The organism is Kineococcus radiotolerans SRS30216 = ATCC BAA-149 (assembly GCF_000017305.1).
GTDB classification, from domain to species: Bacteria; Actinomycetota; Actinomycetes; order Actinomycetales; family Kineococcaceae; genus Kineococcus; species Kineococcus radiotolerans.
On the sequence record NC_009664.2, the window covers coordinates 633,211 to 656,605 of the forward strand.

The 23,395-nt window shown below is 75.4% G+C and carries 25 protein-coding genes; 10 read left to right on the plus strand and 15 right to left on the minus strand.

The window, feature by feature from the left end; genetic code table 11:
- Positions 1–207 precede the first annotated feature (207 nt).
- Both KRAD_RS03180 and KRAD_RS03185 read left to right on the plus strand, forming a co-directional pair.
- Positions 208–597: a hypothetical protein gene (locus tag KRAD_RS03180; RefSeq protein ID WP_041291872.1), complete on the plus strand. Its 390-nt coding sequence runs from the start codon at positions 208–210 to the stop codon at positions 595–597.
- Between the two features lies 1 nt (position 598).
- Positions 599–1,078, plus strand: coding sequence for a hypothetical protein (locus KRAD_RS03185; protein WP_011981802.1), 480 nt, complete (start codon positions 599–601; stop codon positions 1,076–1,078).
- Positions 1,079–1,082: 4 nt separating this feature from the next.
- Here KRAD_RS03185 and KRAD_RS03190 read toward each other — a convergent pair whose 3' ends face one another.
- Complete coding sequence (locus KRAD_RS03190; protein WP_011981803.1) at positions 1,083–1,640, minus strand: NAD(P)H-dependent oxidoreductase; 558 nt, start codon at positions 1,638–1,640, stop codon at positions 1,083–1,085.
- 97 nt (positions 1,641–1,737) lie between these two features.
- Here KRAD_RS03190 and KRAD_RS03195 point away from each other — a divergent pair, with 97 nt between their 5' ends.
- Positions 1,738–2,352, plus strand: coding sequence for a TetR/AcrR family transcriptional regulator (locus tag KRAD_RS03195; protein WP_049821398.1), 615 nt, complete (start codon positions 1,738–1,740; stop codon positions 2,350–2,352).
- A 40-nt stretch (positions 2,353–2,392) separates the two neighbouring features.
- Here KRAD_RS03195 and KRAD_RS03200 read toward each other — a convergent pair whose 3' ends face one another.
- The 5 genes from KRAD_RS03200 to KRAD_RS03220 form a co-directional block, all read right to left on the minus strand.
- Positions 2,393–2,779 (minus strand): ATP-binding protein, encoded by a 387-nt coding sequence (locus KRAD_RS03200; protein ID WP_157873464.1) that lies wholly within the window; start codon positions 2,777–2,779, stop codon positions 2,393–2,395.
- 17 nt (positions 2,780–2,796) lie between these two features.
- Entirely contained in the window at positions 2,797–3,648 is an 852-nt protein-coding gene (locus KRAD_RS25850; protein ID WP_011981806.1) for an HDOD domain-containing protein, read from the minus strand.
- Positions 3,645–5,831: a putative bifunctional diguanylate cyclase/phosphodiesterase gene (locus KRAD_RS25855; protein WP_049821053.1), complete on the minus strand. Its 2,187-nt coding sequence runs from the start codon at positions 5,829–5,831 to the stop codon at positions 3,645–3,647. Before KRAD_RS25855 ends, KRAD_RS25850 begins: the two co-directional genes overlap by 4 nt.
- A gap of 179 nt (positions 5,832–6,010) precedes the next feature.
- The gene (locus KRAD_RS26400; RefSeq protein ID WP_162145130.1) at positions 6,011–7,510 is read right to left on the minus strand and encodes a hypothetical protein; all 1,500 of its coding nucleotides are present in this window, start codon (positions 7,508–7,510) and stop codon (positions 6,011–6,013) included.
- A gap of 90 nt (positions 7,511–7,600) precedes the next feature.
- Positions 7,601–10,450, minus strand: coding sequence for an aconitate hydratase (locus KRAD_RS03220; protein WP_011981809.1), 2,850 nt, complete (start codon positions 10,448–10,450; stop codon positions 7,601–7,603).
- Between the two features lie 277 nt (positions 10,451–10,727).
- On the opposite strand from KRAD_RS03220, the gene KRAD_RS03225 reads away from it, so the two are divergent.
- On the plus strand, positions 10,728–11,093 hold the full coding sequence (locus KRAD_RS03225) for a hypothetical protein (protein ID WP_041291873.1): 366 nt from the start codon (positions 10,728–10,730) through the stop codon (positions 11,091–11,093).
- Positions 11,090–11,287 carry a hypothetical protein gene (locus KRAD_RS03230; protein WP_041291874.1) on the plus strand — a complete coding sequence of 66 codons (198 nt, stop codon included), beginning with the start codon at positions 11,090–11,092 and terminating at the stop codon, positions 11,285–11,287. Before KRAD_RS03225 ends, KRAD_RS03230 begins: the two co-directional genes overlap by 4 nt.
- On the opposite strand, the gene KRAD_RS03235 is transcribed toward KRAD_RS03230, so the two are convergent.
- Positions 11,278–12,630 carry a class I SAM-dependent RNA methyltransferase gene (locus KRAD_RS03235; protein WP_011981811.1) on the minus strand — a complete coding sequence of 451 codons (1,353 nt, stop codon included), beginning with the start codon at positions 12,628–12,630 and terminating at the stop codon, positions 11,278–11,280. The two genes, KRAD_RS03230 and KRAD_RS03235, sit on opposite strands and share 10 nt — an antisense overlap.
- Positions 12,627–14,660: an APC family permease gene (locus tag KRAD_RS03240; protein ID WP_011981812.1), complete on the minus strand. Its 2,034-nt coding sequence runs from the start codon at positions 14,658–14,660 to the stop codon at positions 12,627–12,629. The genes KRAD_RS03235 and KRAD_RS03240 overlap by 4 nt, the downstream gene beginning before the upstream one ends.
- A 72-nt stretch (positions 14,661–14,732) precedes the next feature.
- Here KRAD_RS03240 and KRAD_RS03245 point away from each other — a divergent pair, with 72 nt between their 5' ends.
- Both KRAD_RS03245 and KRAD_RS03250 read left to right on the plus strand, forming a co-directional pair.
- Positions 14,733–15,398, plus strand: coding sequence for a potassium channel family protein (locus KRAD_RS03245; RefSeq protein WP_011981813.1), 666 nt, complete (start codon positions 14,733–14,735; stop codon positions 15,396–15,398).
- The gene (locus KRAD_RS03250) at positions 15,398–16,057 is read left to right on the plus strand and encodes a potassium channel family protein (RefSeq protein WP_011981814.1); all 660 of its coding nucleotides are present in this window, start codon (positions 15,398–15,400) and stop codon (positions 16,055–16,057) included. Before KRAD_RS03245 ends, KRAD_RS03250 begins: the two co-directional genes overlap by 1 nt.
- Before the next feature lie 62 nt (positions 16,058–16,119).
- On the opposite strand, the gene KRAD_RS03255 is transcribed toward KRAD_RS03250, so the two are convergent.
- The 4 genes from KRAD_RS03255 to dut are packed head-to-tail and all read right to left on the minus strand — an operon-like array spanning position 16,120 to position 18,600.
- The gene (locus tag KRAD_RS03255; protein WP_011981815.1) at positions 16,120–16,788 is read right to left on the minus strand and encodes a DUF3159 domain-containing protein; all 669 of its coding nucleotides are present in this window, start codon (positions 16,786–16,788) and stop codon (positions 16,120–16,122) included.
- Positions 16,785–17,186 carry an OB-fold nucleic acid binding domain-containing protein gene (locus KRAD_RS03260; RefSeq protein WP_011981816.1) on the minus strand — a complete coding sequence of 134 codons (402 nt, stop codon included), beginning with the start codon at positions 17,184–17,186 and terminating at the stop codon, positions 16,785–16,787. Before KRAD_RS03260 ends, KRAD_RS03255 begins: the two co-directional genes overlap by 4 nt.
- 56 nt (positions 17,187–17,242) lie before the next feature.
- A complete protein-coding gene (locus KRAD_RS03265) occupies positions 17,243–18,070 on the minus strand; it encodes a DUF3710 domain-containing protein (protein ID WP_011981817.1) in 828 nt (275 codons plus the stop codon).
- Entirely contained in the window at positions 18,067–18,600 is a 534-nt protein-coding gene (gene dut, locus KRAD_RS03270; RefSeq protein WP_238985698.1) for a dUTP diphosphatase, read from the minus strand. The genes KRAD_RS03265 and dut overlap by 4 nt, the downstream gene beginning before the upstream one ends.
- Before the next feature lie 45 nt (positions 18,601–18,645).
- Between dut and KRAD_RS03275 the strand changes: the two genes are divergently transcribed.
- The gene (locus tag KRAD_RS03275; RefSeq protein ID WP_011981819.1) at positions 18,646–19,119 is read left to right on the plus strand and encodes a DUF3093 domain-containing protein; all 474 of its coding nucleotides are present in this window, start codon (positions 18,646–18,648) and stop codon (positions 19,117–19,119) included.
- Here the strand turns inward: KRAD_RS03275 and KRAD_RS03280 are convergent.
- Positions 19,094–19,393: a DUF4193 domain-containing protein gene (locus KRAD_RS03280; RefSeq protein WP_011981820.1), complete on the minus strand. Its 300-nt coding sequence runs from the start codon at positions 19,391–19,393 to the stop codon at positions 19,094–19,096. The two genes, KRAD_RS03275 and KRAD_RS03280, sit on opposite strands and share 26 nt — an antisense overlap.
- Positions 19,394–19,782: 389 nt before the next feature.
- Here KRAD_RS03280 and KRAD_RS03285 point away from each other — a divergent pair, with 389 nt between their 5' ends.
- The gene (locus KRAD_RS03285; protein WP_011981821.1) at positions 19,783–20,040 is read left to right on the plus strand and encodes a hypothetical protein; all 258 of its coding nucleotides are present in this window, start codon (positions 19,783–19,785) and stop codon (positions 20,038–20,040) included.
- A gap of 38 nt (positions 20,041–20,078) precedes the next feature.
- Here the strand turns inward: KRAD_RS03285 and KRAD_RS03290 are convergent, their stop codons facing one another.
- Positions 20,079–20,960, minus strand: a complete 882-nt coding sequence (locus tag KRAD_RS03290; protein ID WP_011981822.1) for an inositol monophosphatase family protein — start codon at positions 20,958–20,960, stop codon at positions 20,079–20,081.
- A complete protein-coding gene (locus tag KRAD_RS03295; protein WP_011981823.1) occupies positions 20,957–22,099 on the minus strand; it encodes a ferrochelatase in 1,143 nt (380 codons plus the stop codon). The genes KRAD_RS03290 and KRAD_RS03295 overlap by 4 nt, the downstream gene beginning before the upstream one ends.
- Positions 22,100–22,204: 105 nt before the next feature.
- On the opposite strand from KRAD_RS03295, the gene sepH reads away from it, so the two are divergent.
- A complete protein-coding gene (sepH, locus tag KRAD_RS03300; protein ID WP_011981824.1) occupies positions 22,205–23,365 on the plus strand; it encodes a septation protein SepH in 1,161 nt (386 codons plus the stop codon).
- The last annotated feature ends 30 nt before the right edge of the window (positions 23,366–23,395 follow it).

Below are 23,395 nucleotides of genomic sequence, written 5' to 3' on the forward strand. Positions count from 1 at the left end.
GTGGTGGCCCTGTCCGTCCGCAGTGTGGGTCCTGCGCGTCCGCGGCGACGATTCGCGCCCCCGTCCGGGGGCCCGATCACCCCGACGGGAGCACCGGCCCGGACCGGGGGTTACCCACCCACCACGAGGAGTCACCGGAGGGGCGGGGTCGCCCGGTCGCCCGGGCGGCGCATCCAGCCCGGGCGCCACCGACCCGACGACTCCTGCATGTTCTCCTCCATCCCGCCGGGGAGCCGCGTCGTCGGCTTCTCCCGCGAGGGCGGCTGGTGCCAGGCGCCGCTGTGCCGGCACGCCCTGCCCACCGGTTCGGCCCTGGTCGCGACCCCGGACGGCGCGCTCCTGCACCTGGCCCCGGCGTGCGTGCGCCGGGTCCTCGGCGTGCCGCTCACCCTGGAGGACCTGCAGGCGGTCGAGGCCCGCCGCCACGCCGCCTTCGTCATGGGGCTGGCCTTCGTCCACGCCGCCTTCGTCGGGCAGGACCGCGACCTGTGCGCGCGGATCGCGACGTCGCTGGACCGGCTGGCCCCGGCCACGGTGGCCGAGCGGATCGTCCTGGAGGCGGCGCGCTCGCGGCTCGAGGCGGCCCTAGCCTGCTGAGGTGCCGCCCTCGATCGACCACCCCCACCAGCGCTACTCCGTCAGCGGCTACCAGGAGGACCCCGACGCCCCGGAGGACGCCGAGGTCGTCGCCTGGTCCTGCGACCTGCTGCGCTTCGGCCAGAGCTTCGGGCTGGTCGGCAACCGCGGCCTGGGCGGCGCCAACGACTACTCGTTCACCGACGCCGGGCGCGGGGAGGAGTTCTGCGCGGCGGCGCGCGCGCTGCACCCGGGCGCCGCGCACCCGGAGGACGTGCTGGTCGACGAGCTCGTGACGATCCGGCAGATGGACTCCCTCGACCGGATCGCCTACTGCCTGGAGGGCGACCGGTTCGAGGAGCTCGGCGAGCACCGGCTGGCCGAGCCGGGCCTCACCCTCGGGCAGGTCCGGCGCTGGCTGGCCGAGGACTTCGCCGACCGCCGGCCGCGGGTCTGGGACCGCGCGCGCTCGGCGATGGTGCCGGTCCTGCCCGAGGGGTGAGGGGTCAGGCCGCGGCGGGCCGGGTGGCGGCGACGAGCCCGTCGAGGACGGCGGTGAGCTTCTCCACGACCTCGGCGTCGTCCTTGGGGTGCAGCTCGGCGAAGCGGACGACCGAGCCGGGGATCGCCATGGAGACCTCGGTGAGCACGTTCGCGCCGGCGATGCCGAAGGCCTTGCGGGCGTCGTCCTGGGCCCAGACCCCGCCGTACTGGCCGAAGGCGGAACCGATCGCGACGAGCGGCTTGCCGTTCAGCGGGCTGGCGCCGTAGGGGCGCGAGGCCCAGTCGATGGCGTTCTTCAGCACGGCGGGGACGGTGCCGTTGTGCTCGGGGGTGACGACGAGGACGGCGTCGGCGGCGGTGATCGCGGCGCGGAAGGCGGCGACGGGCGCGGGCACGGAGCCCTCGACGTCGACGTCCTCGTTGTAGAAGGGCAGGTCGCCCAGACCCTCGTGGATGGTCAGGTCGACGCCCTCGGGCGCGAGCTGGACCGCGGTCTCGGCGATCTGACGGTTTGTGGAGGCGGCGCGCAGGCTGCCCACCAGCACCAGGACGTTGGTCATCGGGAGTCTCCTCGGGAAGGCGGTGTTGATGCGGACTGTAGTCCGCTTCTACTCCCACCTTCAAGCACCCGTGGTCCCGACGGCCTACGCTCCCCCCGTGCCCCGCCCCGTCAGCCTCCTCGGCAGCCCCCCGGTGCCCGAGCGCGCCGACGCGACCCGCAACCGGGAACTGCTGCTGCGCACCGCCCGCGCCCTCCTCGACGAGCACGGCGCCGCCGGGCTCAGCATGGACGCGCTGGCCGCCGCGGCCGGTCTGGGCAAGGGCACCGTCTTCCGCCGCTTCGGTTCGCGCGCAGGGCTCTTCGCCGCCCTGCTCGACGAGCATGAGCGCGACTTCCAGGCCGCCTGCCTGTGGGGCCCGCCCCCGCTGGGCCCCGGCGCCGACCCGGTCGACCGGCTGGTGGCCTTCGGCCACGAGAGGCTGGACCTCCTCGCCCGGCGGGGCCACCTCGTCCGCGAGGCCGACGCGCACCTGACCCGCGGCGCGAACGCGCCCGCCGCCTTCGCCCGCCTGCACGTGCGGGTCCTGCTGCAGGCCGCGGGGGTGGGGGGTGACGTCGAGGTCCTGGCGTTCAACCTGCTGGCCGTCCTGGAGGCCCCGCTGGCCCGCCACGTCGAGCGGGCCCCCGACGGCCCCGCCCAGCCGTCCCCGCAGCGCCTGGCCGCCGGGTGGACGGACCTGGTCCGGCGCGTGGTGCGCCCCGGCGGCTGAAGGGGCGAGCCCGCCCCGGCGGGGCGTACCCGGCGCGGCGTCAGGACAGGACGAACCAGACGGTCTTGCCCGCGTCGGCGCGCTCGACGCCCCAGCGGTCGGAGATGATGTCGACCAGCGCCACCCCGCGCCCGCCCTCGGCCTCCGGGGGCGCGTCCCGGCGCACCGGGGGGTGGGGGTCGCCGTCGGAGACCGCGACCTGCAGCCCGGCCCCGTCGGCGCCGCCGCAGGAGACCCGCACCCGCACCGGCGGGGCCCCGTGCCGCACGGCGTTGGTCACCAGCTCCGAGACGAGCAGCTGCGCCTCCTCCAGCACCCGCGCGTGGTGCTCGGCGCAGTGGGCCTCGCTGAGGAAGGTGCGGGCCCGCCGGGCCGAGTGCTCCTCGTCGGGAAGCGTGATCTCCGCCGTCGGGGTCGCCTCGCACACCCGCTCATCCAACCAGGTCACGACGTCAGCAGCTGCACCAGTTCACCGGCGGTGCGCACGACCCCCGGGCGCAGCGCGTCCAGCTCGGCGTCGCGCACGTGACCCGAGCTCAGCTGGTCCGCCGGGCGCGGGGTCCGGGCGGGGTCCAGGGCCCGCTCGGCCAGCTCCAGCCCCAGCCGCACCGACGTCGCCAGCGGCCCGGCCCACCCGGGCCGGTCGACCTGGGCCATCGCCTCGGACAGCTCGTCCGGGAACGCCCACGCGGCCAGCGCCTCCGCCGACACCCGGGTGTGGGGAACGCCGTAGCGGCGGTTCTCCGCCGCGAGCAGCTCCTCCCGGTCGGCGGCGGCGGCGGTGAGCAGCGGGTACTCCACCGGGTCGCAGCGCACCAGCAGGGCCTGCCCCAGGCGGGCCAGCAGCCCCACCGAGAACGCGTCGGGCGCCCCCGCGCGCAACCGCGGGGCGAGCTCGGCGGCGGCCACGGCCGTCATCACGCTGCGCTCCCAGAACCCCTCCAGCGCCTCGGGGACCTCGTCCAGGCCCGCCATCGCGGACACCGCGAGGCTGCGCACGGTGGAGAACCCCACGACGGTGACGGCAAAGGCGGGGGCCGAGACCCGCCCCGACAACCCGAAGTAGGCGGAGTTCGCCAGCCGCAGGACCCGCGCGGTCAGGGCCGGGTCGAAGCTCAGCGTCCGGCCCAGCGAGCGCGCGTCGGAGAGGTGGTCGTCGGCCTCGGCGATGACCTTGGCCGCGACCGGGCGGTGCGAGGGCAGGTCGTCCAGCGCGGCGGAGACCCGGCCCAGGACCTCCACCGCCGCCGGCAGGGACGTGGGCACGAGCGCCGGGTCCGGCGTCGGCCCGCTCACGCGCCCGCCCCCTGCGGCAGCGGGTGCAGCAGACCGCCCCCGCGCAGGAGCTCCGCGAGGGCCTCCCGGGGCAGCGGCCGCGAGTACAGCCAGCCCTGCACGGCCTCGCAGCCCAGGTCGCGCACGACCGCGTCCTGCTCCAGGGTCTCCACGCCCTCGGCGACGATCCCCAGGCCGAGGGTCCGGGCGAGGGAGACCACGGCCGCGGCCACCGCGCGCGCGGGGCCCCCCTGCACGCCGTCGACCGCGGTGCGCAGGTCGCGGACGAAGGAGCGGTCGACCTTGAGGTGGTCCACGGGCAGGTCCTTGAGGTAGGCCAGCGAGGAGTAGCCGGTGCCGAAGTCGTCGATGGCGACCCGCGCCCCGTCCCGGCGCAGCTCCTCCAGGACCGTGCGGCAGGCCCGCAGGTCGCTGGCCAGGGCCGTCTCGGTGACCTCCAGGCAGAGGTCGCTCAGCTGCAGGCCGGCGCCGGCGACCGTGCGCCGGACCCCGGCGGCGAACCCCTCGGCCGCGAGGCTGACCGCGGAGACGTTGACGGCGACGTGGGTCGGGGTGAGCGGCAGGTCCCCGGCGGCGTGCGCGGCCCGCCAGGTCGCCAGGTCGCGGCAGGCCACGGCCAGGACGTGCGCGTCGAGGGCGGGCACGAGGTTGGCGCGCTCGGCCAGCTCGATGAAGGTGTCCGGGGGGATCGCCCCGAGCTCGGGGTGCGTCCAGCGGCACAGGGCCTCGAGGCTGAGCACCTGCGCGGGCCGGCCCGGGCGCACGATGGGCTGGTAGTGGACGTCGACGGCCCCGCGGGAGAGGGCCTCGCGCAGGTCCGCGACCAGCCGCAGGGCGCGGCGGGCGCGGTGGCGGACGTCCTCGTCGAGCAGGGTCCAGCGGCCCCCGCCGGCGGCCTTGGCCTCGTGCACGGCGATGCCCGCGTCGCGGACGACCTCCTCGGGCCCGCAGCTCGACCCGTCGAGCAGGACGACCCCGATGCTGGCGCTCAGCCGCAGGCGCAGCCCGTTGACCTCGACGGGGGCGAGGACGGCGTCCAGGACGCGGCGGGCGGTGGCCTCCACGGCCCCGAGGTCGTCGAGCCCGGCGCAGACGAGGACGAACTCGTCCCCCCCGGGGCGGGCGACCACGTCCCCGGAGCGGACGGTGCCGGCCAGCCGGCGGGCGATCTCGACCAGGACGGCGTCCCCGGCCTCGGGGCCGAGGCCGTCGTTGACGGTCTTGAAGTCGTCGAGGTCGACCATGAGGACCCCGACGTCGGTGCCGGGGCCGGGGGCCTCGCCGGGCAGGGCCAGCAGGTCGGCGAGGCGCTCCAGCAGGGCGAGCCGGTTGGGCAGGCCGGTGAGCAGGTCGTGCTGGGCCTGGTAGGCCAGCCGGTGCTCGCGGGCCAGGCGGTCGGTGACGTCCTCGACGGTGCCGATGAAGCCCGCGCCGTAGCCGGGGGTGCGGCTGGGGGCCAGGCGGACCGCGACCCAGCGGACCTGCCCGGCGGCGTTGCGCAGCCGGGTGTCGAGGGTGACGCGCTCCCCGGAGAGGACCCGGGCCACGGCCTCCACCACCCCGCTGCGCTCGTCGTCGACGACGTGGGTGAGCCAGGCGGTGCCGCACAGCTCCTCGGCGGGCAGGCCGATGAGCTCGGCGAAGGCGTCGTTGACGCGGGACAGCCGGGCGCCGACGTCGGAGACGATGGTCGGGACCGGGGAGCTCTGGGCGAGGGTGGCGAAGCGGTCCTCGGCGGCGCGCAGCGCGGCCTGGGCCCGTTCGTCCTCGGGCAGGACGACCCCGAGCACCCAGAACCACTCCCACCCCTCGCGCTCGGGGACGGGCCAGGCGACGACCTCGGTGCGGCGCAGCTCGCCCCCGGAGGTGACGGCGTCGACGGCGCAGCGGGTGCGGCGGTCGCGGGAGAGCCGCTCCAGCTCCGGGGAGCCGTCGCGCGGGCGCAGCAGCCGGGTCGTGGCGAGGTCGACGAGGTGGTCGGCGGCCACGCCGAACAGGTCGGCGGCGGCGGTGTTGGCCCACCGCACGCGGGTGGCCTCCAGCGGGGCCGGGGCCTTAGGCCGGGACACGACCAGCACCGGCTGGTCACCGGCGGCCGCGAAGTGCAGCAACGCGGCATCGACACCGGCGGGGGAGGTCTCGCTCCCCCCGGTGGGGTGACTGCGCCACGCCTCGTTCAGCACTGGTTCCGTCCACGGTGCTCCCGGCGGCGCCCTCCGTGGTGCCGCATCGGGGGTTCCATCGGCACGCAGCGCCACGAGTTGATCGTTCCGGGTGGTGGAAGCGTCCCCCCGCCGCGGCACCCGGGGTCGGCCAGCTGCGGAGCGTGACCACCGGCCCCGGGTCCCCCGCCGCGCTACCGCTACCCCGGGAGCAGGACGAGCACGCTGCGCCGCTGCCACGTCCCCTGGGTGGTGGGCCAGGAGTCGATCCCGAGGGCCGGGTCGGCGCCGGCGTCGGTCCAGCGCAGGACGAACGGCGTCGGCTGCGCGGGCGGCGGGTCGCGGTGGGTGTAGTTGAACTCCAGCAGCCGGCGCAGGAGCGGCCCGGACTCGGCGGTGCGGGCGTCGATCACGCCCTGCAGGTAGGAGGGGTCGGAGAACTGGTCGATGATCTCGCAGTCGCAACTGTAGGCCAGGGTCCCGATCTCCCCCGGCGAGGCGACCCGCTGATCCCCCACGACCCGGCCCACCTCGGCCCCGATCCGCCGGTACTCCGCGGGGGTGGCGAAGTTCGCGAACACCGGCGGGTACGGCCAGGGCAGGGACCGCGCGGTGGCGGGGACGCTCACGACCAGCCCGGCGAGCGCGGCCACCGCCAGCGCCCCGGCGACGACGGCGCCCGGGCGCCGCACGGCCCGCCGGCCCAGCAGGACCCCGGTGCCGAGGACCGCGACGAAGGACAGCGCCGCCATCGGCGGCACGTAGTACCACTGGTACGGGGGCACGCCCAGCACGCTGTAGACCGCGAAGTACCCGACCCCGCCCACGCCGAGCCCGAGCAGTCCCCCGGTGCCCGGCCGGGCCCGCCGGCGCAGCAGGCTCAGCACCAGCAGCGCCAGGACGAGCACGCCCAGGGCGGCCGCCACCACGCTCACCGCGACGGTCAGCGGGGTGTTGGGCGCGTAGTGGGTCCACAGCCCGCGCAGGTAGGTGCGTCCCTCCCCGAAGTTCCGCTGGTTGGTCTTGATGACGAAGGTGTCGGGGATGGCGGAACCCAGCCACCACCAGCTGAACGCGAACCACGGCAGGCACGCGACGACGCAGGCCAGCACGGCCAGCGGGAGCCGGCGCAGGATCCCGGTGCAGGCCAGCGCGAGCACCACCACGAAGACCACCATGTCGAGGCGGGCCAGCAGACCCGCCGCCGCGACCAGCCCGTAGAGCACCGGGCGCCCGGCCAGCCCCGCCGCCAGCAGCCCGGTCATGGCGGTGAACAGCAGCACCACCTCCAGCCCCAGGGCGGAGACGAGGAAGGGGTTGGCGAGCACGACGACCAGCGCGGCGGCCGGCCACGCCGCGGACAGCTCCAGGCGGGCCGCGGCGCGCGCGGACCACCAGCCCGCCAGCGCTCCGAGCAGGGTGGTGAGGACCCCGAGCGCGAGTTCCCCGTCCATCCCCGCGAAGGGCTGCACCAGCAGCAGGCACCCGGCGAGCAGGGCGACGTTCAGCGGCGAGGTGGCCGCGTTCGACATCAGCCCCGGGGTCATCCCCCAGTGGCCGTGCTCGGCGAGGTTCCGCGCGTAGGACAGCGTGATGTAGGTGTCGTCGATGAGCCCGCGCGACGTCACCCAGCTCAGCAGAGCCCCCAGGACGGCGCCGAAGAGGGCCACGCGCAGGGTGGTCCGGTGTTCAGGAGGCATGGGCGCATCCCACCACAGCGCCCGCGCAGCACGACGGGCGGTCACCGGCCGGGCTGACCGCCCGTCGTGACCGCCCGTCGTGGCCGCGGGTCAGACCCGGGTCAGCGACCGCAGCACGTAGTGGAGGATCCCGCCGTTGCGGTAGTAGTCCGCCTCACCGGGGGTGTCGATGCGGACGACCGCGTCGAACTCGACGGTGCTGCCGTCGGTCCTCGTCGCCGTGACCTTCACCGTCCGGGGCGTGCGGCCCTCGTTGAGCTCGGTGATGCCGGCGATGTCGAACGTCTCGGTCCCGTCCAGGCCCAGCGACGCCGCCGACTCCCCCTGCGGGAACTGCAGCGGGACGACGCCCATGCCGATGAGGTTCGAGCGGTGGATGCGCTCGAAGCTCTCGGTGATGACGGCCTTGACGCCCAGCAGGGCGGTGCCCTTGGCCGCCCAGTCGCGCGAGGAACCGGAGCCGTACTCCTTGCCGCCGAGCACGACGAGCGGGGTGCCCTGCGCGGCGTAGTTCTGCGCGGCGTCGTAGATGCTGGCCTGCTCCCCGCCGCGGGTGAAGTCGCGGGTGAAGCCGCCGGAGACGTTGTCCAGCAGCATGTTCTTCAGCCGGATGTTGGCGAAGGTGCCGCGGATCATCACCTCGTGGTTGCCGCGGCGGGACCCGTAGGAGTTGAAGTCCTGGCGCTCGACCCCGTGCTCGGAGAGGTAGACGCCCGCCGGGCTGTCGGGCTTGATGGAACCCGCCGGGGAGATGTGGTCGGTGGTCACCGAGTCGCCCAGCAGGGCCAGGACCCGGGCCCCGGAGATGTCGGTGACCGGCGACGGTTCGGCCTGCATGCCCTCGAAGTACGGGGGCTTGCGGACGTAGGTGGACTCGGTGTCCCAGGCGAAGGTGTCGCCCTCGGGGGTGGGCAGGCCCCGCCAGCGCTCGTCGCCGGCGAACACGTCGGCGTAGTCCTTGACGAACATGTCCTTGGTGATGGCCTCGCCGATGACCCGCTCGACCTCGGCGGCGTCGGGCCAGATGTCCTTCAGGTACACGTCCTGGCCGGACTCGTCGGTGCCGATCGGGTCGTTCTCGACGTCCCAGTCCATCGTCCCGGCCAGCGCGTAGGCGATGACCAGCGGCGGGGAGGCCAGGTAGTTCATCTTGATGTCGGGGTTGATGCGGCCCTCGAAGTTGCGGTTGCCCGACAGCACCGCGGTGACGGCGAGGTCGTTCTCCTGGATCGCGGCCGAGACCTCCTCGGGCAGCGGACCGGAGTTCCCGATGCAGGTCACGCAGCCGTAGCCGACGAGGTGGAACCCGAGCTTCTCCAGGTAGGGGGTGAGCCCGGCCTTGTCGTAGTAGTCGGTGACGACCTTTGACCCCGGGGCGAGGGAGGTCTTGACCCACGGCTTGCGGGTCAGGCCCCGCTCGACGGCGTTCTTCGCCAGCAGCGCCGCGGCGACCATGACCGAGGGGTTGGAGGTGTTGGTGCAGCTGGTGATCGAGGCGATGGCGACCGCGCCGTGGTCGATCTCGGTCTGCGTGCCGTCGGCCATCGTGACCGCGACCCTCTTCGAGGGGCGGCCGGTGGCGTGACCGGGTTCCGCGGGTTCGTCGCGCTCGTCGGTGGAGGAGGCGGAGGGGGCGTCGGAGGCCGGGAAGCTCTCGGCGCTGGCCTCGTCCTGGGAGGAACCGGCGACGGCGTCGATCGCGTCGCTGTGCGCGCTGCTGGCGACGTTGCCGGCGGGGACCTCGTCGGCGACGTAGTCGCCGAGGGCGGCGCGGAAGGCCTCCTTGGCCCCGGTGAGGACGATGCGGTCCTGCGGGCGCTTGGGGCCGGCGATGCTGGGGACGACGGTGGAGAGGTCGAGCTCGAGGTACTCGGAGTACCGGGCCTCGTCGCTCGGGTCGTGCCAGAGGCCCTGCTCCTTGGTGTACGCCTCGACCAGCGCGACCTGCTCGTCGCTGCGGCCGGTGAGGCGCAGGTAGTCCAGGGTCACGTCGTCGATCGGGAAGATCGCTGCGGTGGAACCGAACTCGGGGCTCATGTTGCCGATGGTGGCGCGGTTGGCCAGCGGCACCGAGGCCACGCCCTCGCCGTAGAACTCCACGAACTTGCCCACGACGCCGTGCTTGCGCAGCATCTCGGTGATGGTGAGCACGACGTCGGTCGCGGTCGCCCCGGCGGGGATGGAGCCGGAGAGCTTGAAGCCGACGACGCGCGGGATGAGCATCGAGACGGGCTGGCCGAGCATGGCCGCCTCGGCCTCGATGCCGCCGACGCCCCAGCCCAGCACCCCGAGGCCGTTGACCATGGTGGTGTGGGAGTCGGTCCCGACGAGGGTGTCGGGGTAGGCGAGCAGTTCCCCGCCGACCTCGCGGGGGAAGACCACGCGGGCCAGGTGCTCGATGTTGACCTGGTGGACGATGCCGGTGCCCGGGGGCACGACCTTGAAATCGTCGAACGCGGTCTGGCCCCACCGGAGGAACTGGTAGCGCTCGCGGTTGCGGCCGTACTCGAGGTCGACGTTCTGCTCGAAGGCGTCGGGGCGGCCGAAGACGTCGGCGATGACGGAGTGGTCGATGACCATCTCGGCGGGCGAGAGCGGGTTCACCTTGGTGGCGTCGCCGCCGAGGGCGGCGATGGCCTCGCGCATGGTGGCGAGGTCGACGATGCAGGGGACGCCGGTGAAGTCCTGCATGAGGACGCGGGCGGGGGTGAACTGGATCTCGGTGTCCGGTTCGGCGGCCGGGTCCCAGCCGGCGAGCGCGCGGATGTGGTCGGCGGTGATGTTCGCGCCGTCCTCGGTGCGCAGCAGGTTCTCCAGCAGGACCTTGAGGCTGAAGGGCAGCTTCGCGGAGCCCTCCACCGCGTCCAGACGGAAGATCGTGTATTCCGTGCCAGCGGCTGTTAGGGTAGCCTTGGCTTCGAAACTGTTGTGGCTGCTCACCGTGAGCTCCTCACTCGTCTTCCGTCGTCGTTGCCGTCGCCCGATCGTCCCACCGGCGGTGGCGGGATCGCGCGCGGGGTCTCGCGACCATTTATCTCGACGTCAAGATACCACGCGACCCCCGGCCCCCGCAGGGGCCGCCCAGGGCCGGCGACGCGTCGCTCCGCGACGGACCACCCGGACGGGTGCACTCGGACGCACTACTGACCGCTTGAGAAGGATCACGCTGGGTCAGCACAGTGGAGGGCAACGCCCCCGACGGACTCAGGAGCAGCCCGTGCACCCCCCGATCTCCCGGCCCCTCGACGTGCCGAGGACCCCCACCCGACCCGCCCGCCCGGCCCGCCCGGCCCGGCCCACCGCCGCCCACCGGGCGCTGCCCACCCGGCGCCTCCCCCGCGCCGTCGAGCTGGCCGACGCCGGATCGGGCGCGGTCCTGGCCGCCGTCCTGGACGGCCTGCGCGCCGTCCCCGACAAGCCCGTCCTCGACCTCCGGACCCGCCTGCACGACCTGCTGCGGACGCTGCGGGACCGCGTCGACCTCTCCGGCCTGGCCCTGGTCGCCGGCGCCGGAGCCGTCGCCTCGATCGCGTTCACCGCCGTCCTGCTGCTGTGGCTGGCCAGCATCGGCCGGCTCGGGTGAACCCCGTCCACCGCGGGGCGGGGACGCTGGCCCGCCGCCCCGGGCGCTACGTCCCGCGCCACTCCACCCGCGGCCCCGCCCCGCGGTGCGAGGAGGACGTGGTGGTGGACCTCACCGGCACCCCCGCGCCGGCGGTCCTCACCGCCGTGCTCGAGGGCCTGCGCGGAGCCCCGGAGGGCGCCGCTCAGCCCTGAGCGCGGGGGACGAACCGCGCCACGCACTCCACGTGGTGGGTCTGGGGGAACAGGTCGAAGGCCCGCAGCCCCGCGAGGACGTAGCCGTGCTCGGCCAGGGAGGCGGTGTCGCGCGCGAGCGCCGCGGGGTCGCAGGCGACGTAGGCGACCGCCCGCGCCCCCAGCGCCGCGACGGCCGCGACCGCCTCGCGCCCGGCCCCGGAACGGGGCGGGTCGAGGACCACGACGTCGACCCGGCGGGCGGTGAGCTCCTCGTCCACCAGGGCCTCCTCCACCGCCCCCGCCCACAGCTCCACCTGCTCCCGCCCGTGCAGGGACCGCCGCGCGTCGCGCACGGCGCGCTCCTCGCCCTCCACGGCCAGCACCGACCCCCCGGCCCCGACCGCGTCGGCCAGCAGCGCGGTGAACAACCCCGCCCCGGAGTAGAGGTCCAGCGCGCTCTCCCCCGGTCGCGGGTCCAGCGCGGCGAGCACGGCCTCGCCCAGCAGCGTCGGGGCGGCCGGGTGCACCTGCCAGAACCCCGCGCCGCCGACGCGGAAGGCGTGGTCCTCACCGCGCACGGTGACGCGCTCCTCCACCCAGGTGCGGCCGGACACCCGGTGCAGCCCGTCGGCGGTGCGCACCGCCACCGAGGCGTCGGGCAGCCGCGGCAGGTGGGCGTGCCGCCCCGGGGTCGGGGTCACCACCACCAGCGGCGGGGCGCCGTCGGAGCCGGCGGCGACCTCGACGGTCTCGACGTTGCCGAAGCGCTGGGCCAGCACCCCGCTCCCGACCACCCGCTCCGTGCTGATGGGGCAGTCCTCCAGCGGGACGACGTCGTGGGAGCGGTGCCCGCGCAGGCCGGTGCGGCCCTCGGCGTCGACGGCGAACTGGGTCCGGGTGCGCCAGCGCAGGCCCTCCGGCCCGGCGCTGGGCGCCTCCTCGACGACCACGTCGAGGTCGAGCCCGGCGAGGCGGTGCAGCTGCTCGGCCACGACCTGCGCCTTCAGCTCGCGCTGCTTCGCGCCGGTGGCGTGCTGGAAGTCGCAGCCCCCGCACATCCCCGGCCGCGCCACCGGGCACGCCGGCTCGACGCGCGCCGGGTCGGCGCGCAGCACCCGCACGGCGTCGGCGCGCCAGAACTTCGCCTCCGCCGCGCCCTCGGTGATCCGGGCCACGACGCGCTCGCCGGGCAGGGCGTGGCGGACGAAGACGACGCGGCCCTCGTGGCGGGCGACGCAGTGCCCGCCGTGGGCGACCGGCCCGACCTCGACCTCGATCTCGGTGCCGCGGGCGTCCGGCCCCGCCCCGGGGCGGCCCGGGGACCGCGGGCGGGTGCGGCGGGCCCGGGTGGGGCCGCTCACCGGTCCTCCTCGCTGGGGGCGGGACCGAAGGTCCCGCGCCGGACGAGGCCGGGGGCGGCGCGCTCCGCGCGGTCCTCCAGGCCCTCCGAGCTGCTCAGCTGCCAGGGGACGCTGGCCACCATCACCCCCGGCTGGTAGCGCAACCGGGCGCGCAGGCGCAGGGCGGACTGGTTGTGCAGCAGGGTCTCCCACCAGTGGCCGACGACGTACTCGGGGACGTAGACCACGACGAGGTCGCGGGGGTAGCGCTGCCGCAGGCCCTTGACGTGCTCCACGACCGGTCGCGTGATCTCCCGGTACGGGGAGTCGAGGACGGTCAGCGGCACGGGGACGCCGAGGGCCTCCCACCGCTGCTGCAGCGAGGCGGTCTCCTCCGGGTCCACGGCGACGGTCACCGCCTGCAGCTCGGTGGGCTTGGCCGCCCGGGCGAAGGCCAGCGCGCGCAGGGTCGGCTTGTGCAGCTTCGAGACCAGCACCACCGCCCGCACGCCGGTGGGCAGCGCCTTGGCCTTCGCGGTCTCGCTGATCTCCAGCTCGCGGGCCACCGAGGTGTAGTGGCGGCGGATGAGCTTCATGTTCGCGAACACGAAGACCATCGCCAGGATGGCGATGTAGGCGCCCTGGGTGAACTTCGTCAGCAGGACGATGACCAGGACCAGGCCCGTCAGGCCCAGGCCGACGGAGTTGATGACCCGCGAGCGCCGCATCTGGGCCCGGCGGGCGGGGTCGGTCTCGGTGCGCAGGTGCCGGGTCCAGTGCCGGACCATGCCGGTCTGGCTCATCGTGAAGGACACGAAGACCCCCACGATGTAGAGCTGGATGAGGCGGGTGACCTCGGCGTCGTAGGCGACGATGAGGACGATGGCCGCCACCGCCAGGGCGATGATGCCGTTGGAGAAGGCCAGCCGGTCGCCCCGGGTGTGCAGCTGCTTGGGCAGGAAGCCGTCGCGGGCAAGGATCGAGCCGAGCACGGGGAAGCCGTTGAACGCGGTGTTCGCGGCCAGCACCAGGATGACGCCGGTGGCGGCGGTGACGACGTAGAAGGCCACCGGCAGGTGGTCGAAGACGGTCGCGGCGAGCTGGCCGATGATGGGGTCCTGGACGTAGCTGTCGCCCACGGGCACGCCGTCGCGCAGCAGCTGGGTGGCGGGGTCCTCGGCGAAGCGGACCCCGGTGGCGCGGGCCAGCGCGACGATGCTCACGAGCATCGTGACGCTGGTCAGGCCGAGCAGCAGCAGGGTCGTGGCTGCGTTCTTGCTCTTGGGCTTCTGGAACGCCGGCACCCCGTTGCTGATGGCCTCCACCCCGGTGAGGGCGGCGGCGCCGGAGGAGAAGGCCCGCAGGATCAGGAACGCCCCGGCGACGCTGGTCAGGCCACCGGAGATGTCGTGCTCGGCGGCCAGCCCCAGGGAGGCGCTGGGCGCGTCGGGCAGGTCCCCGAACAGCAGCCGCACCAGCCCGTAGACCGCCATCCCGAGGATGGAGAACATGAAGATGTAGGTGGGGATCGCGAACGCGGCGCCGCTCTCGCGCAGCCCGCGCAGGTTCGCTGACATCAGCAGCAGCACGAGGGCCACCGCGAACAGGGCCTCGTGCCCGCGCAGCGCGGGGATCGCCGCGGCGGCGTACTGGGCCCCCGAGGAGATCGACACGGCCACGGTGAGGACGTAGTCGACCAGCAGCGCGCTGCCCACCGTCAGCCCCGCGTTGGGCCCCAGGTTGACCGTCGCGACCTCGTAGTCCCCGCCCCCGGAGGGGTAGGCGTGCACGTTCTGCCGGTAGGAGGCCACGACGACGAACATGACGAGCACGACGGCGCCCACGATCCACGGCGAGAACACGTAGGCCGCGATCCCGGCGATGGAGAGGGTCAGGAAGATCTCGTCGGGTGCGTAGGCCACCGAGCTCAGCGCGTCGGAGGCGAAGACGGGCAGCGCGATGCGTTTCGGCAGCAGCGTCTCGGACAGTCGTTCGCTGCGGAACGGCCGCCCGACGAGTACGCGCTTGACCGCGTCCGTCAGAGAGGGCACGTGTCCAGATGGTAGGTGCTGCGCCGGTGTGCGCCGCGCCCGACCGCCGCGGGAGGAGGTAGCGTTTCCGGCGTGCACTTCGTGATCATGGGCTGCGGCCGGGTGGGCTCGAGCCTGGCGGTCACCGTCGAGCAGCGCGGGCACAGCGTGGCCGTCATCGACCAGAACGCCGACGCCTTCCGCCGCCTGGGCCCGACCTTCGCCGGCCGCCGCGTGACGGGGGTGGGCTTCGACCACGACACCCTCGTCGAGGCGGGCATCCACGAGGCCGGCGCCTTCGCCGCGGTGTCCTCCGGCGACAACTCCAACATCCTCGCCGCCCGCGTGGCGCGGGAGAAGTTCGACGTCGACAACGTCGTGGCCCGCATCTACGACCCCGGCCGGGCCGAGATCTACGAGCGGCTGGGCATCCCCACCATCGCCACCGTCCGCTGGACCGCCGACCAGGTCCTGCGCCGCCTGGTGCCCCAGGGGGCGCTGAGCGAGTTCCGCGACCCCTCCGGGCGTGTCGTGCTCGTCGAGACCATCGTCCACGAGGGCTGGACCGGCCGTCCGCTGTCCGCGCTGGAGGCCGCGGCCGGGGTGCGGGTGGCCTACGTGACGCGGCTGGGCCAGGGGATCGTCCCCACCCGGGGCATGGCCTTCCAGGACGGCGACGTGGTGCACGTCGTCGTCGCCGACGAACGGCTGGGGCAGGCCACCGCCCTGCTCGCCGCCGCTCCCGAGGGGGACTCCTGATGCGCGTGGTCATCGCCGGCGCCGGCATCGTCGGCCGGTCCATCGCCCGCGAGCTGCTCGGGAACGGCCACCGCGTGCTGCTCATCGACCGCAGCCCCGCCGCCATGAAGATCACCAGCGTGCCCGACGCCCAGTGGCTGCTGGCCGACGCCTGCGAGATCGTCAGCCTCGACGAGGCCGAGCTCGCCGACTGCGACGTCGTGGTGGCCGCGACCGGCGACGACAAGGCGAACCTCGTCGTGTCGCTGCTGGCCAAGACCGAGTACGGCGTCCCGCGCACGGTGGCGCGGGTGAACAACCCCAAGAACGAGTGGCTCTTCGACGAGGCGTGGGGCGTCGACGTGGCCGTGTCGACCCCGCGGCTCATGACGGCCCTGGTCGAGGAGGCCGTGAGCGTCGGCGAGCTCGTCCGCCTGTTCACCTTCCAGCAGGGGCGTTCCTCGCTGGCGGAGTACACCCTGCAGGGCGGGAGCTCGGTGATGGGGCGGACCGTCGGTGAGGTCACCTGGCCGGAGGACACCGTGCTGGTCGCGATCGTGCGGGCCGACCGCCCCCTGTCTCCCAGTCCCGACGACGTCCTGGAGGACGGGGACCACCTGCTGTTCCTCTCGGTGCCCGACGCCGAGGCGGCCCTGCGGACGATGCTGGGCACCCCGTGACCGGGGCGACCCCCGGGGCCTGACCGGCCCGGGCGGCCCTCCCGGCGCGGAGCCGGGCGGGGTCAGTCCCGGGCGGTCGCCGGCCCCTCCGGCGGGGCGAGCGGGGTGCTCCCCCGGAGCAGGATCAGCCCGGCGATGGCCACCCCGGCCACCAGCAGCGGCCAGCCGAGGACGAGCTTGCTCACGGCGAGGGCCGTGGTGTTCCCGGCGAGGTAGAGCGGCAGTTGGACCGCCACCCGCAGCACGTAGCCGGCCAGCAGCAGCCCGGTGAGCTTCTGGCACAGCGCGACGACGCCGCGGTCGCGGCGCCAGGCCGTGGGGTCGTCGGTGACGGCGCCGACGACGAAGCCCACGACGGGCCAGCGGGCGACCATCGACACCGCGAAGACGACGGCGAGACCGAGGTTGACGAGGATGCCGGGCAGGAAGACGTCCTGCGCCCGGCCGGTGCGGGAGGCGATGAACGCCGCGACCGCCGTGGTGATGATGCCGCCCAGGACGTGCTGCAGGGTCTCGCGGCGGGCGATGCGCGCCACCAGCGCCACGAGCAGGACGGCGAGGGAGGCACCGACCGACACCAGCAGGTCGTGGGTGACGATCCAGCCCACGAGGAAGGCCAGCGCCGGAGCGGCGGAGTCGAGCACCCCGCGCCAGCCGCCCAGGGCCGAGGACAACCGCTGCCGGACGAGGTCCTCGACGGTCGCGGGCGGCGCGGGCGGCGGAGCGCTCACGCCTTCTCGGAGCAGAGGAGCTCGTAGACCGGGTTGAAGATGACCCGCTGGCCGTCGTCGCAGGCGACGAGGCCCTGGGCCTTGACCCGCCGGCCGACCTCGACCCCGGCGATCCGGCGACGGCCCAGCCACACCAGGGACACCGACCCGGAGCCGTCGAACAGCTCGGCCTCCAGCGCCGGGACCCCGCCGCGCGGGCGCAGCGTCACCGAGCGCAGGGTCCCGCACAGGCAGGCCCGGGTGCGGTCGGGGACCTGCCCGCACGGGGTGCCCCCGTGGCGGACGGCGTCCTCCTGGGCCTCCTCGGCGGCCAGGTCGGACTCGGAGGCGGTGAAACGCGCGAGCGCACGCCGCCACAGCGGCGCGCTCAGCACTGAGGACTTCGACACGGCACCCACGATAGGCCCCTTCAGGACGACTGCGGTTCCAACGTCACCCGTCGCGACGGTGTTCCTCAGCGCACCTCAGTGATCTCGGGTCCGCGCTCGAAGGGCTTGAGCTCCTCCTGCCCCTCGCGCGGGGCCGGTCCGGGCGCCGCGGCGGCGGGGGCGCCGGGCTGGGGGGGCAGCGAGAGCGGGATCAGCTCGCGGGGGGCCATCGCCTCGGAGCCGCGGACGACGACGACGTCGCGCACCACGGACTCCAGCTCCGCGGCCGCGGCCGGGTCGTGGGCGGCGGGACCGGCGAACACCGCGCGCAGGAACCAGCGGGGCCCGTCGACCCCGACGAAGCGGGTCGGCTGGTGGGCGGTGCGCCCGTCCTCGGTCCGCACCGGCAGGCGGCACAGCAGCTCGCGGCCCAGCGGGCCGTCCTGCTCCTCGGCGGCCCCGCCCTGGGCGGCGACGGCCGCGGCGATCTCCGTGCGGATCTCGTCCCAGACCCCGCTGCTGCGGGGGGCGGCGAAGGTCTGCAGCTGCACCGTCGACCCGTTCATCCCGATCGTCACGGCGATGACGCGCTGGGAGGCCTCCTCGACCTCGAAGCGCAGCTCCATGCCCTCCCGCCCGGCCACGCGCAGACCGCCCAGCGCCAGCCGCCCGTCCTCGTCCTCGACCTCGGCGGCGTCGAAGGGGCCGCCGGTGCGGTCGAAGGCCTCGGGGGCGACCGTGCGGGCGGGGGCGCCGGCCTCGGCGGCCGCGCGGGCCTCGGGGTCGTCCACGACCCCGGCGGCGGCCGAGGGGACCTCGGCCCCGCTCTCGGCGGTGGTGGCGCTCTCGGCACCGGCCGCCGACCCGTCCTGGACGGCGGACTCGGCGACCTTGCGGCGGCGGAACAGGCTCACGGTCGCTCCTCGGGGGTGACGCTCGGGGTGGTGCTGGGAGTGGTGCCGACGGTCGGCCGGTGGGGGTGGAGGGCCTCGCTGCCCCCGGTGGAGCCGTGCCCCCCGGCGCCGCGGGCGGATCCCGGCAGCTGCGGCACCGGCACGAACTCCACGCGCTCGACGCGCTGCACGACGAGCTGGGCGATGCGGTCCCCCGCGCGCAGCTCGACGGCCTCGCGCAGGTCGGTGTTGTGCAGGGTGACCCGGATCTCGCCGCGGTAGCCCGCGTCCACCGTCCCCGGCGCGTTCAGGGTGGTGAGACCGCGCTTGGCGGCCAGTCCCGAGCGCGGGACCACGAACGCCGCGTAGCCCGCCGGCAGGGCGATGGAGACCCCGGTGGGGACGTTGACCCGCTCCCCCGGCCCCACGACGACGTCGACGCGGGTGGTGAGGTCGGCGCCGGCATCGCCCGGGTGGGCGTAGGTCGGCAGCGCCTCGGGGACGGTGAGCACCGTCTGGACCGCGAGGGTCGGCTGGAGCTGGTCGGTCACGGGGCTGGACACTACCGGTGCCCCCGCGCGTGCGACCCTGAGCCGGTGCAGAGCGTGGTGCGGGAGACGGGGTGGGACGGCCGCGAGCGGTGGTGGCCGGCGGTCACGACCTGGCTGTCGTGGTTGCCCGCGGTCTTCGGGGGCGCGCTGGTCGCGCTGCCGATCTGGGGTCCGCGGGGCGCGCTCGTCGGGGCGCTCCTCGGCGCCGCGCTGGCCGTGGGCGTGCTCCTCAGCCTCGCCTGGACCACGAGCCTGACCGACACCGAGTTCCGGGTCGGGCGGGCCCGGCTGCCGCTCGACGTCGTCGACGGGGTCGACGTCGTCGCGCGCGGGGAGCGCCGCGCGGCGCTGGGGCCGGGGCTGGACGCCCGGGCCCACCTGGCGATCCGGTCGTGGATCCCGACGGCGGTGCGGATCCACCTCGCCGACCCCCACGACCCCACGCCCTACTGGGTGGTCTCGACCCGCCACCCGCAGCGGCTGGCCGCGGAGATCAGGCGGCGCAGTCGCTGCAGATGATGCGCCCGTCCGGCTGCTCGTGCAGCTGGCTGCGGTGCACCACCAGGAAGCAGCTGGTGCAGGTGAACTCGTCCTGCTGGCGCGGGAGGACCCGCACCGACAGCTCCTCGTTGGACAGGTCGGCCCCGGGCAGCTCGAAGCCCTCGGCCGCCTCCGTCTCGTCCTCGTCGACGGCGCCCGAGCTCTTGTCCGTGCGACGGGCCTTGAGCTCCTCGATGGAGTCCTCGTTCAGCTCGTCGTCGTTCTTGCGCGGTGCGTCGTAGTCGGTCGCCATGACCCTGCCTCACACTCCATGCCGTCTCGTGGTGCGGTCACCGCCCTCGCGGTGCGGCGAGCCGGGCACCGCCCGTGCCCGGTCCACGCCCGCCCTCCGCGGGAGCGGTGCGGTCGAGCGAGCACGCATCATGACCTACCGGGGCGGGCGGTTCGAACCGGGGCGGGTCGCGGCACCACGACCACCCCAATGCCCGCATCCGTCTCACGGTGCACATCCTCGCTCACGCAACGACTTTGGTCGTCCACGAACGGACACCCCGGGAGTTGGCCGGAGCGGCCCGGGCCCGTACTCTGATCGCGTCCCCGCCGATCGGCCGCTCGTCCCACGCGTCCAGCGTCGGGCCGCGAGCGCCGGGCCCCCGAGCCGTCCAGGGAGGTGCCGTGCCCGTGCAGGAACCCAGTCCCACCCCGTCGTTCGTGGCCGAACTGTCCGAGCGCGTCCAGAGGACGCGCGCCACCATCGACTCCGCCGCCGCCTCGGGCGACGACGACCTCGCCCAGGCGTTCTTGGACGACCTCGAGGCCCTCGTGGACCTCGCCGCCGCGCACGACGTCGCGCTGCCCGACACCGTCGCCTACCTCGCCGACCACCAGTCCGGACGGGTCCTCGACCTGCGGTCCGGGGCGGAGTGCGCGACGGCTTGAGCCGGTCCCGGGCCTGACCCTCCACCTCGGGTGGAGGGTCAGGCTCCGTCGTCCGTCCCGGGGTCGTCCACCCCGGGGTCGCCCACCCCGGGGTCGCCGGCCCCGGCGTCGGCCAGGGCCCGCAGCAGGTGCGGGTGCAGGTCGCGCGAGGCAGCCACCAGCCCGTGACCGCCGGCGGCCGCGCCGGTGAAGTCGGTGACGACCGCCCCGGCCTCCGCGGCCACCAGGGCCCCGGCGGCGAGGTCCCACGGCTTCAGGCCGCGCTCGTAGTAGGCGTCGACGCGCCCCGCGGCCACCGAGCAGAGGTCCAGGGACGCCGCCCCGACCCGGCGCAGGTCGCGCACCCGCGGCAGCAGCCGGGCCACCACCGCCGCCTGCTCCGCGCGGCGGCGGGCGTCGTAGCCGAACCCCGTGGCCACCAGCGCCTGCCCCAGCTCCGGTCCCGTCGGCGCGGTCAGCGCCCGGGTGCCCCGCGCGTCGGTGAGCCGGGCCCCGCCCCCCAGGGCGGCCGACCACGTCTCGCCCTGGGAGGGGTCCACGACCGCCCCGGCCAGGACGGTCCAGGTGGCCGGGTCGGGCCGGGCGGCGGGGTCGGCGGCGCGCACCACGGCGACGCTCACGGCGTAGGCGCGCAGCCCGTAGAGGTAGTTCACCGTGCCGTCGATGGGGTCGACGACCCAGGTCAGCCCGCTGCGGCCGGGCCGGTGCCCCCCCTCCTCCCCCAGGAACCCGTCCTCGGGGCGCACCCGGGCCAGCTCGGTGCGCAGCAGCTGCTCGGAGGCGGTGTCCATGGCCGTCACCACGTCGGTGGGGCTGGACTTGGTCGAGGCGACCTCCACGCGGTCCGGGCGGCCGGCGGAGACGAGCTCCCCGGCCGCCAGGGCCACCGCGACGGCGACCTCGCGCAGCTCCTCGTTCACCCGCGGGCCACGGCCGGGGCGCGGTAGTCCTCGCCCGTCGCGGCGGGCACCTGGGCGCGCAGGTTGCGGCAGCAGTCCACCGGGCACACCGTGTGCGAGGCGCCGAGGGCGCCGGTGGCCGGACGGGCGGGGCTGCCGCCGCGCGCCTCCGCGGCCCGCTCCTCCACGAGGTCGACGAGGCCGGCCACGAACTGGGCGTGGGCACCGACGGTGGCGGCCCGGGCGAAGGGCAGGCCGATCTCCTCGGCGGTCTCGGCGGCCTCGGTGTCGAGGTCGAACTTGACCTCCATGTGGTCGCTGACGAAGCCGATCGGGGCGACGACGACGCCGGGCACCCCGGCGGCGTGCAGCTCGCGCAGGTGGTCGTTGACGTCGGGCTCCAGCCACGGCTGGGTGGGCGGGCCGCTGCGGGAGCAGTAGACGAGGTCCCAGGCCAGCTCCCGCCCGGCGCGCTCCCCCGCCCGGCGGGCGACCTCGGCGGCCACGTCGAGGTGCTGGCGCACGTAGGCGCCGCCGCCCGCGGCGGGCGGGCCGGAGACGTCGTTCATGGCGTCGGGGACGCTGTGGGTGACGAAGACCACGCGCGCGCCCGCGCGGGCGGGCTCGGGGAGCTCCTCCAGGGCGGCGGCCACGGCCTGGGCGTTGACGTCGGTGAACGCCGGGTGGTTGAAGTAGTGCCGGATCTTGTCGACCTCCAGGGAGCGGCCCTCCTCGGCCAGCGCCTGCAGCGCCTTGCCCAGGTCCTCCCGGTACTGCCGGCAGCTGGAGTACGAGGAGTAGGCGCTGGTGAAGACGGTGAGGACCCGCCGGGCCCCGGCCTCGTGGGCCTCGCGCAGGACGTCGGTGACGTAGGGCTCCCAGTTGCGGTTGCCCCACAGCAGCGGCAGGCCCGCCAGCCCGCGGGCGTCGAGCTCCACCCGCAGCTGGGCCAGCAGCTCCTTGTTCTGGTCGTTGATGGGGCTGCGGCCGCCGAAGTGCAGGTAGTGCTCGGCCACGGCCTCGAGGCGCTCGCGCGGGATGCCGCGCCCCCGCGTGACGTTCTCCAGGAACGGCATGACGTCGTCGGGGCCCTCCGGCCCCCCGAAGGAGAGCAGCAGCAGGGCGTCGTACGGCAGGTCGATCGGGCTCGCGTCGGTCACGCGCTCATTCTCCTGCCACGCCCGACCGCACGCGCCCCGGGGTCGGAGGTGGCAGAGTGCATCCGCGATGATGGTCGACCACACACAGCCGGGAGGACGCCCCTCATGCAGGACCTGAGGCTCGTCGGGGTCCACGACGACGGTGAGCACGTCGTGCTCGTGGCGACCGACGGCGGCCGGTACCGGCTGCGGGTCGACGAGGCGCTGCGCGCTGCCGTGCGCCGCGACCGCGCCCGCCTGGGTCAGCTGCAGATCCAGATGGAGGCGCAGCTGCGCCCGCGCGACATCCAGGCCCGGATCCGGGCCGGGGAGACCGCCGAGGACGTCGCCGCCGCCGGGGGGCTGACCCTGGAGCACGTCCGCCGCTACGAGGGTCCCGTGCTGGCCGAGCGCGCCCACGTCGCGGGGCTGGCCCGGCGGACCCCGCACGGCCGCTCCGCGGCGGCGGGCAGCCTCGACGACGTGGTCGTGGCCCGGCTCTCCGCCCGCGCGGTCGACCCCGACGGCGCCCGCTGGGACGCCTGGCGCGAGGACGACGGCTCCTGGACGGTGCAGTGCGAGTTCGTCGCCGGGGGCCGCGGCCGGGTGGCGCGCTGGGGCTTCGACCCCTCGGCCCGGGTGCTGTCCGCCCACGACGACGAGGCCCGCTGGCTGAGCGAGGAGGAGCCGTCCGAGCCGGGGCCGCTGCCCTCCCGTCGCCTGGTGTCGGTGGCCGGCGAGGGGCGCGCGGACCGCTCCGGCGAACGCGTCTACGACGTGGAGGCCGACGGCGGGGTCCGCTCGAATCCGACCGACGACCTGCTCGACGCGCTGGACGCGCAGCGGGGGGTGCGGCCGGAGGCCGCCCGGCCCCCCGAGCCCGCGGCGGAGGCCCCGGAGGCGGAGCTGCGCGTGGACGCGCTGACCGCGGACCCCCCGCCCGCGCACCCGGCGGCGTCGGCCCCGCAGGACCTCGAGGACCGGACCGTGCTGCCCGGCCCCGACCCGGAGCCCGCGCTCGACGCCGAGCCCGCGCTCGACGCCGAGCCGTCCCCCGCGGCCGAGCCGGAACCCGCACCGGAGGCGGAACCCGCCCCCGCGCCCGAACCCGAGCCCGCCCAGGCGGAGGCCGCGGCGGAACCGGCGCCCGTCCCCGAGGGCCCGGCCGGACCGCCCGCCCCCCGTCGTCGCAACCGTTCCGCGAAGCGGGCCGGCGGCGCCTCCGGGTCCAAGCGCCCCAGCGTCCCCAGCTGGGACGACATCATGTTCGGCACCAAGAAGGACTGACCCCGCCGGGCCGGCCGCACCGCGGCGGCC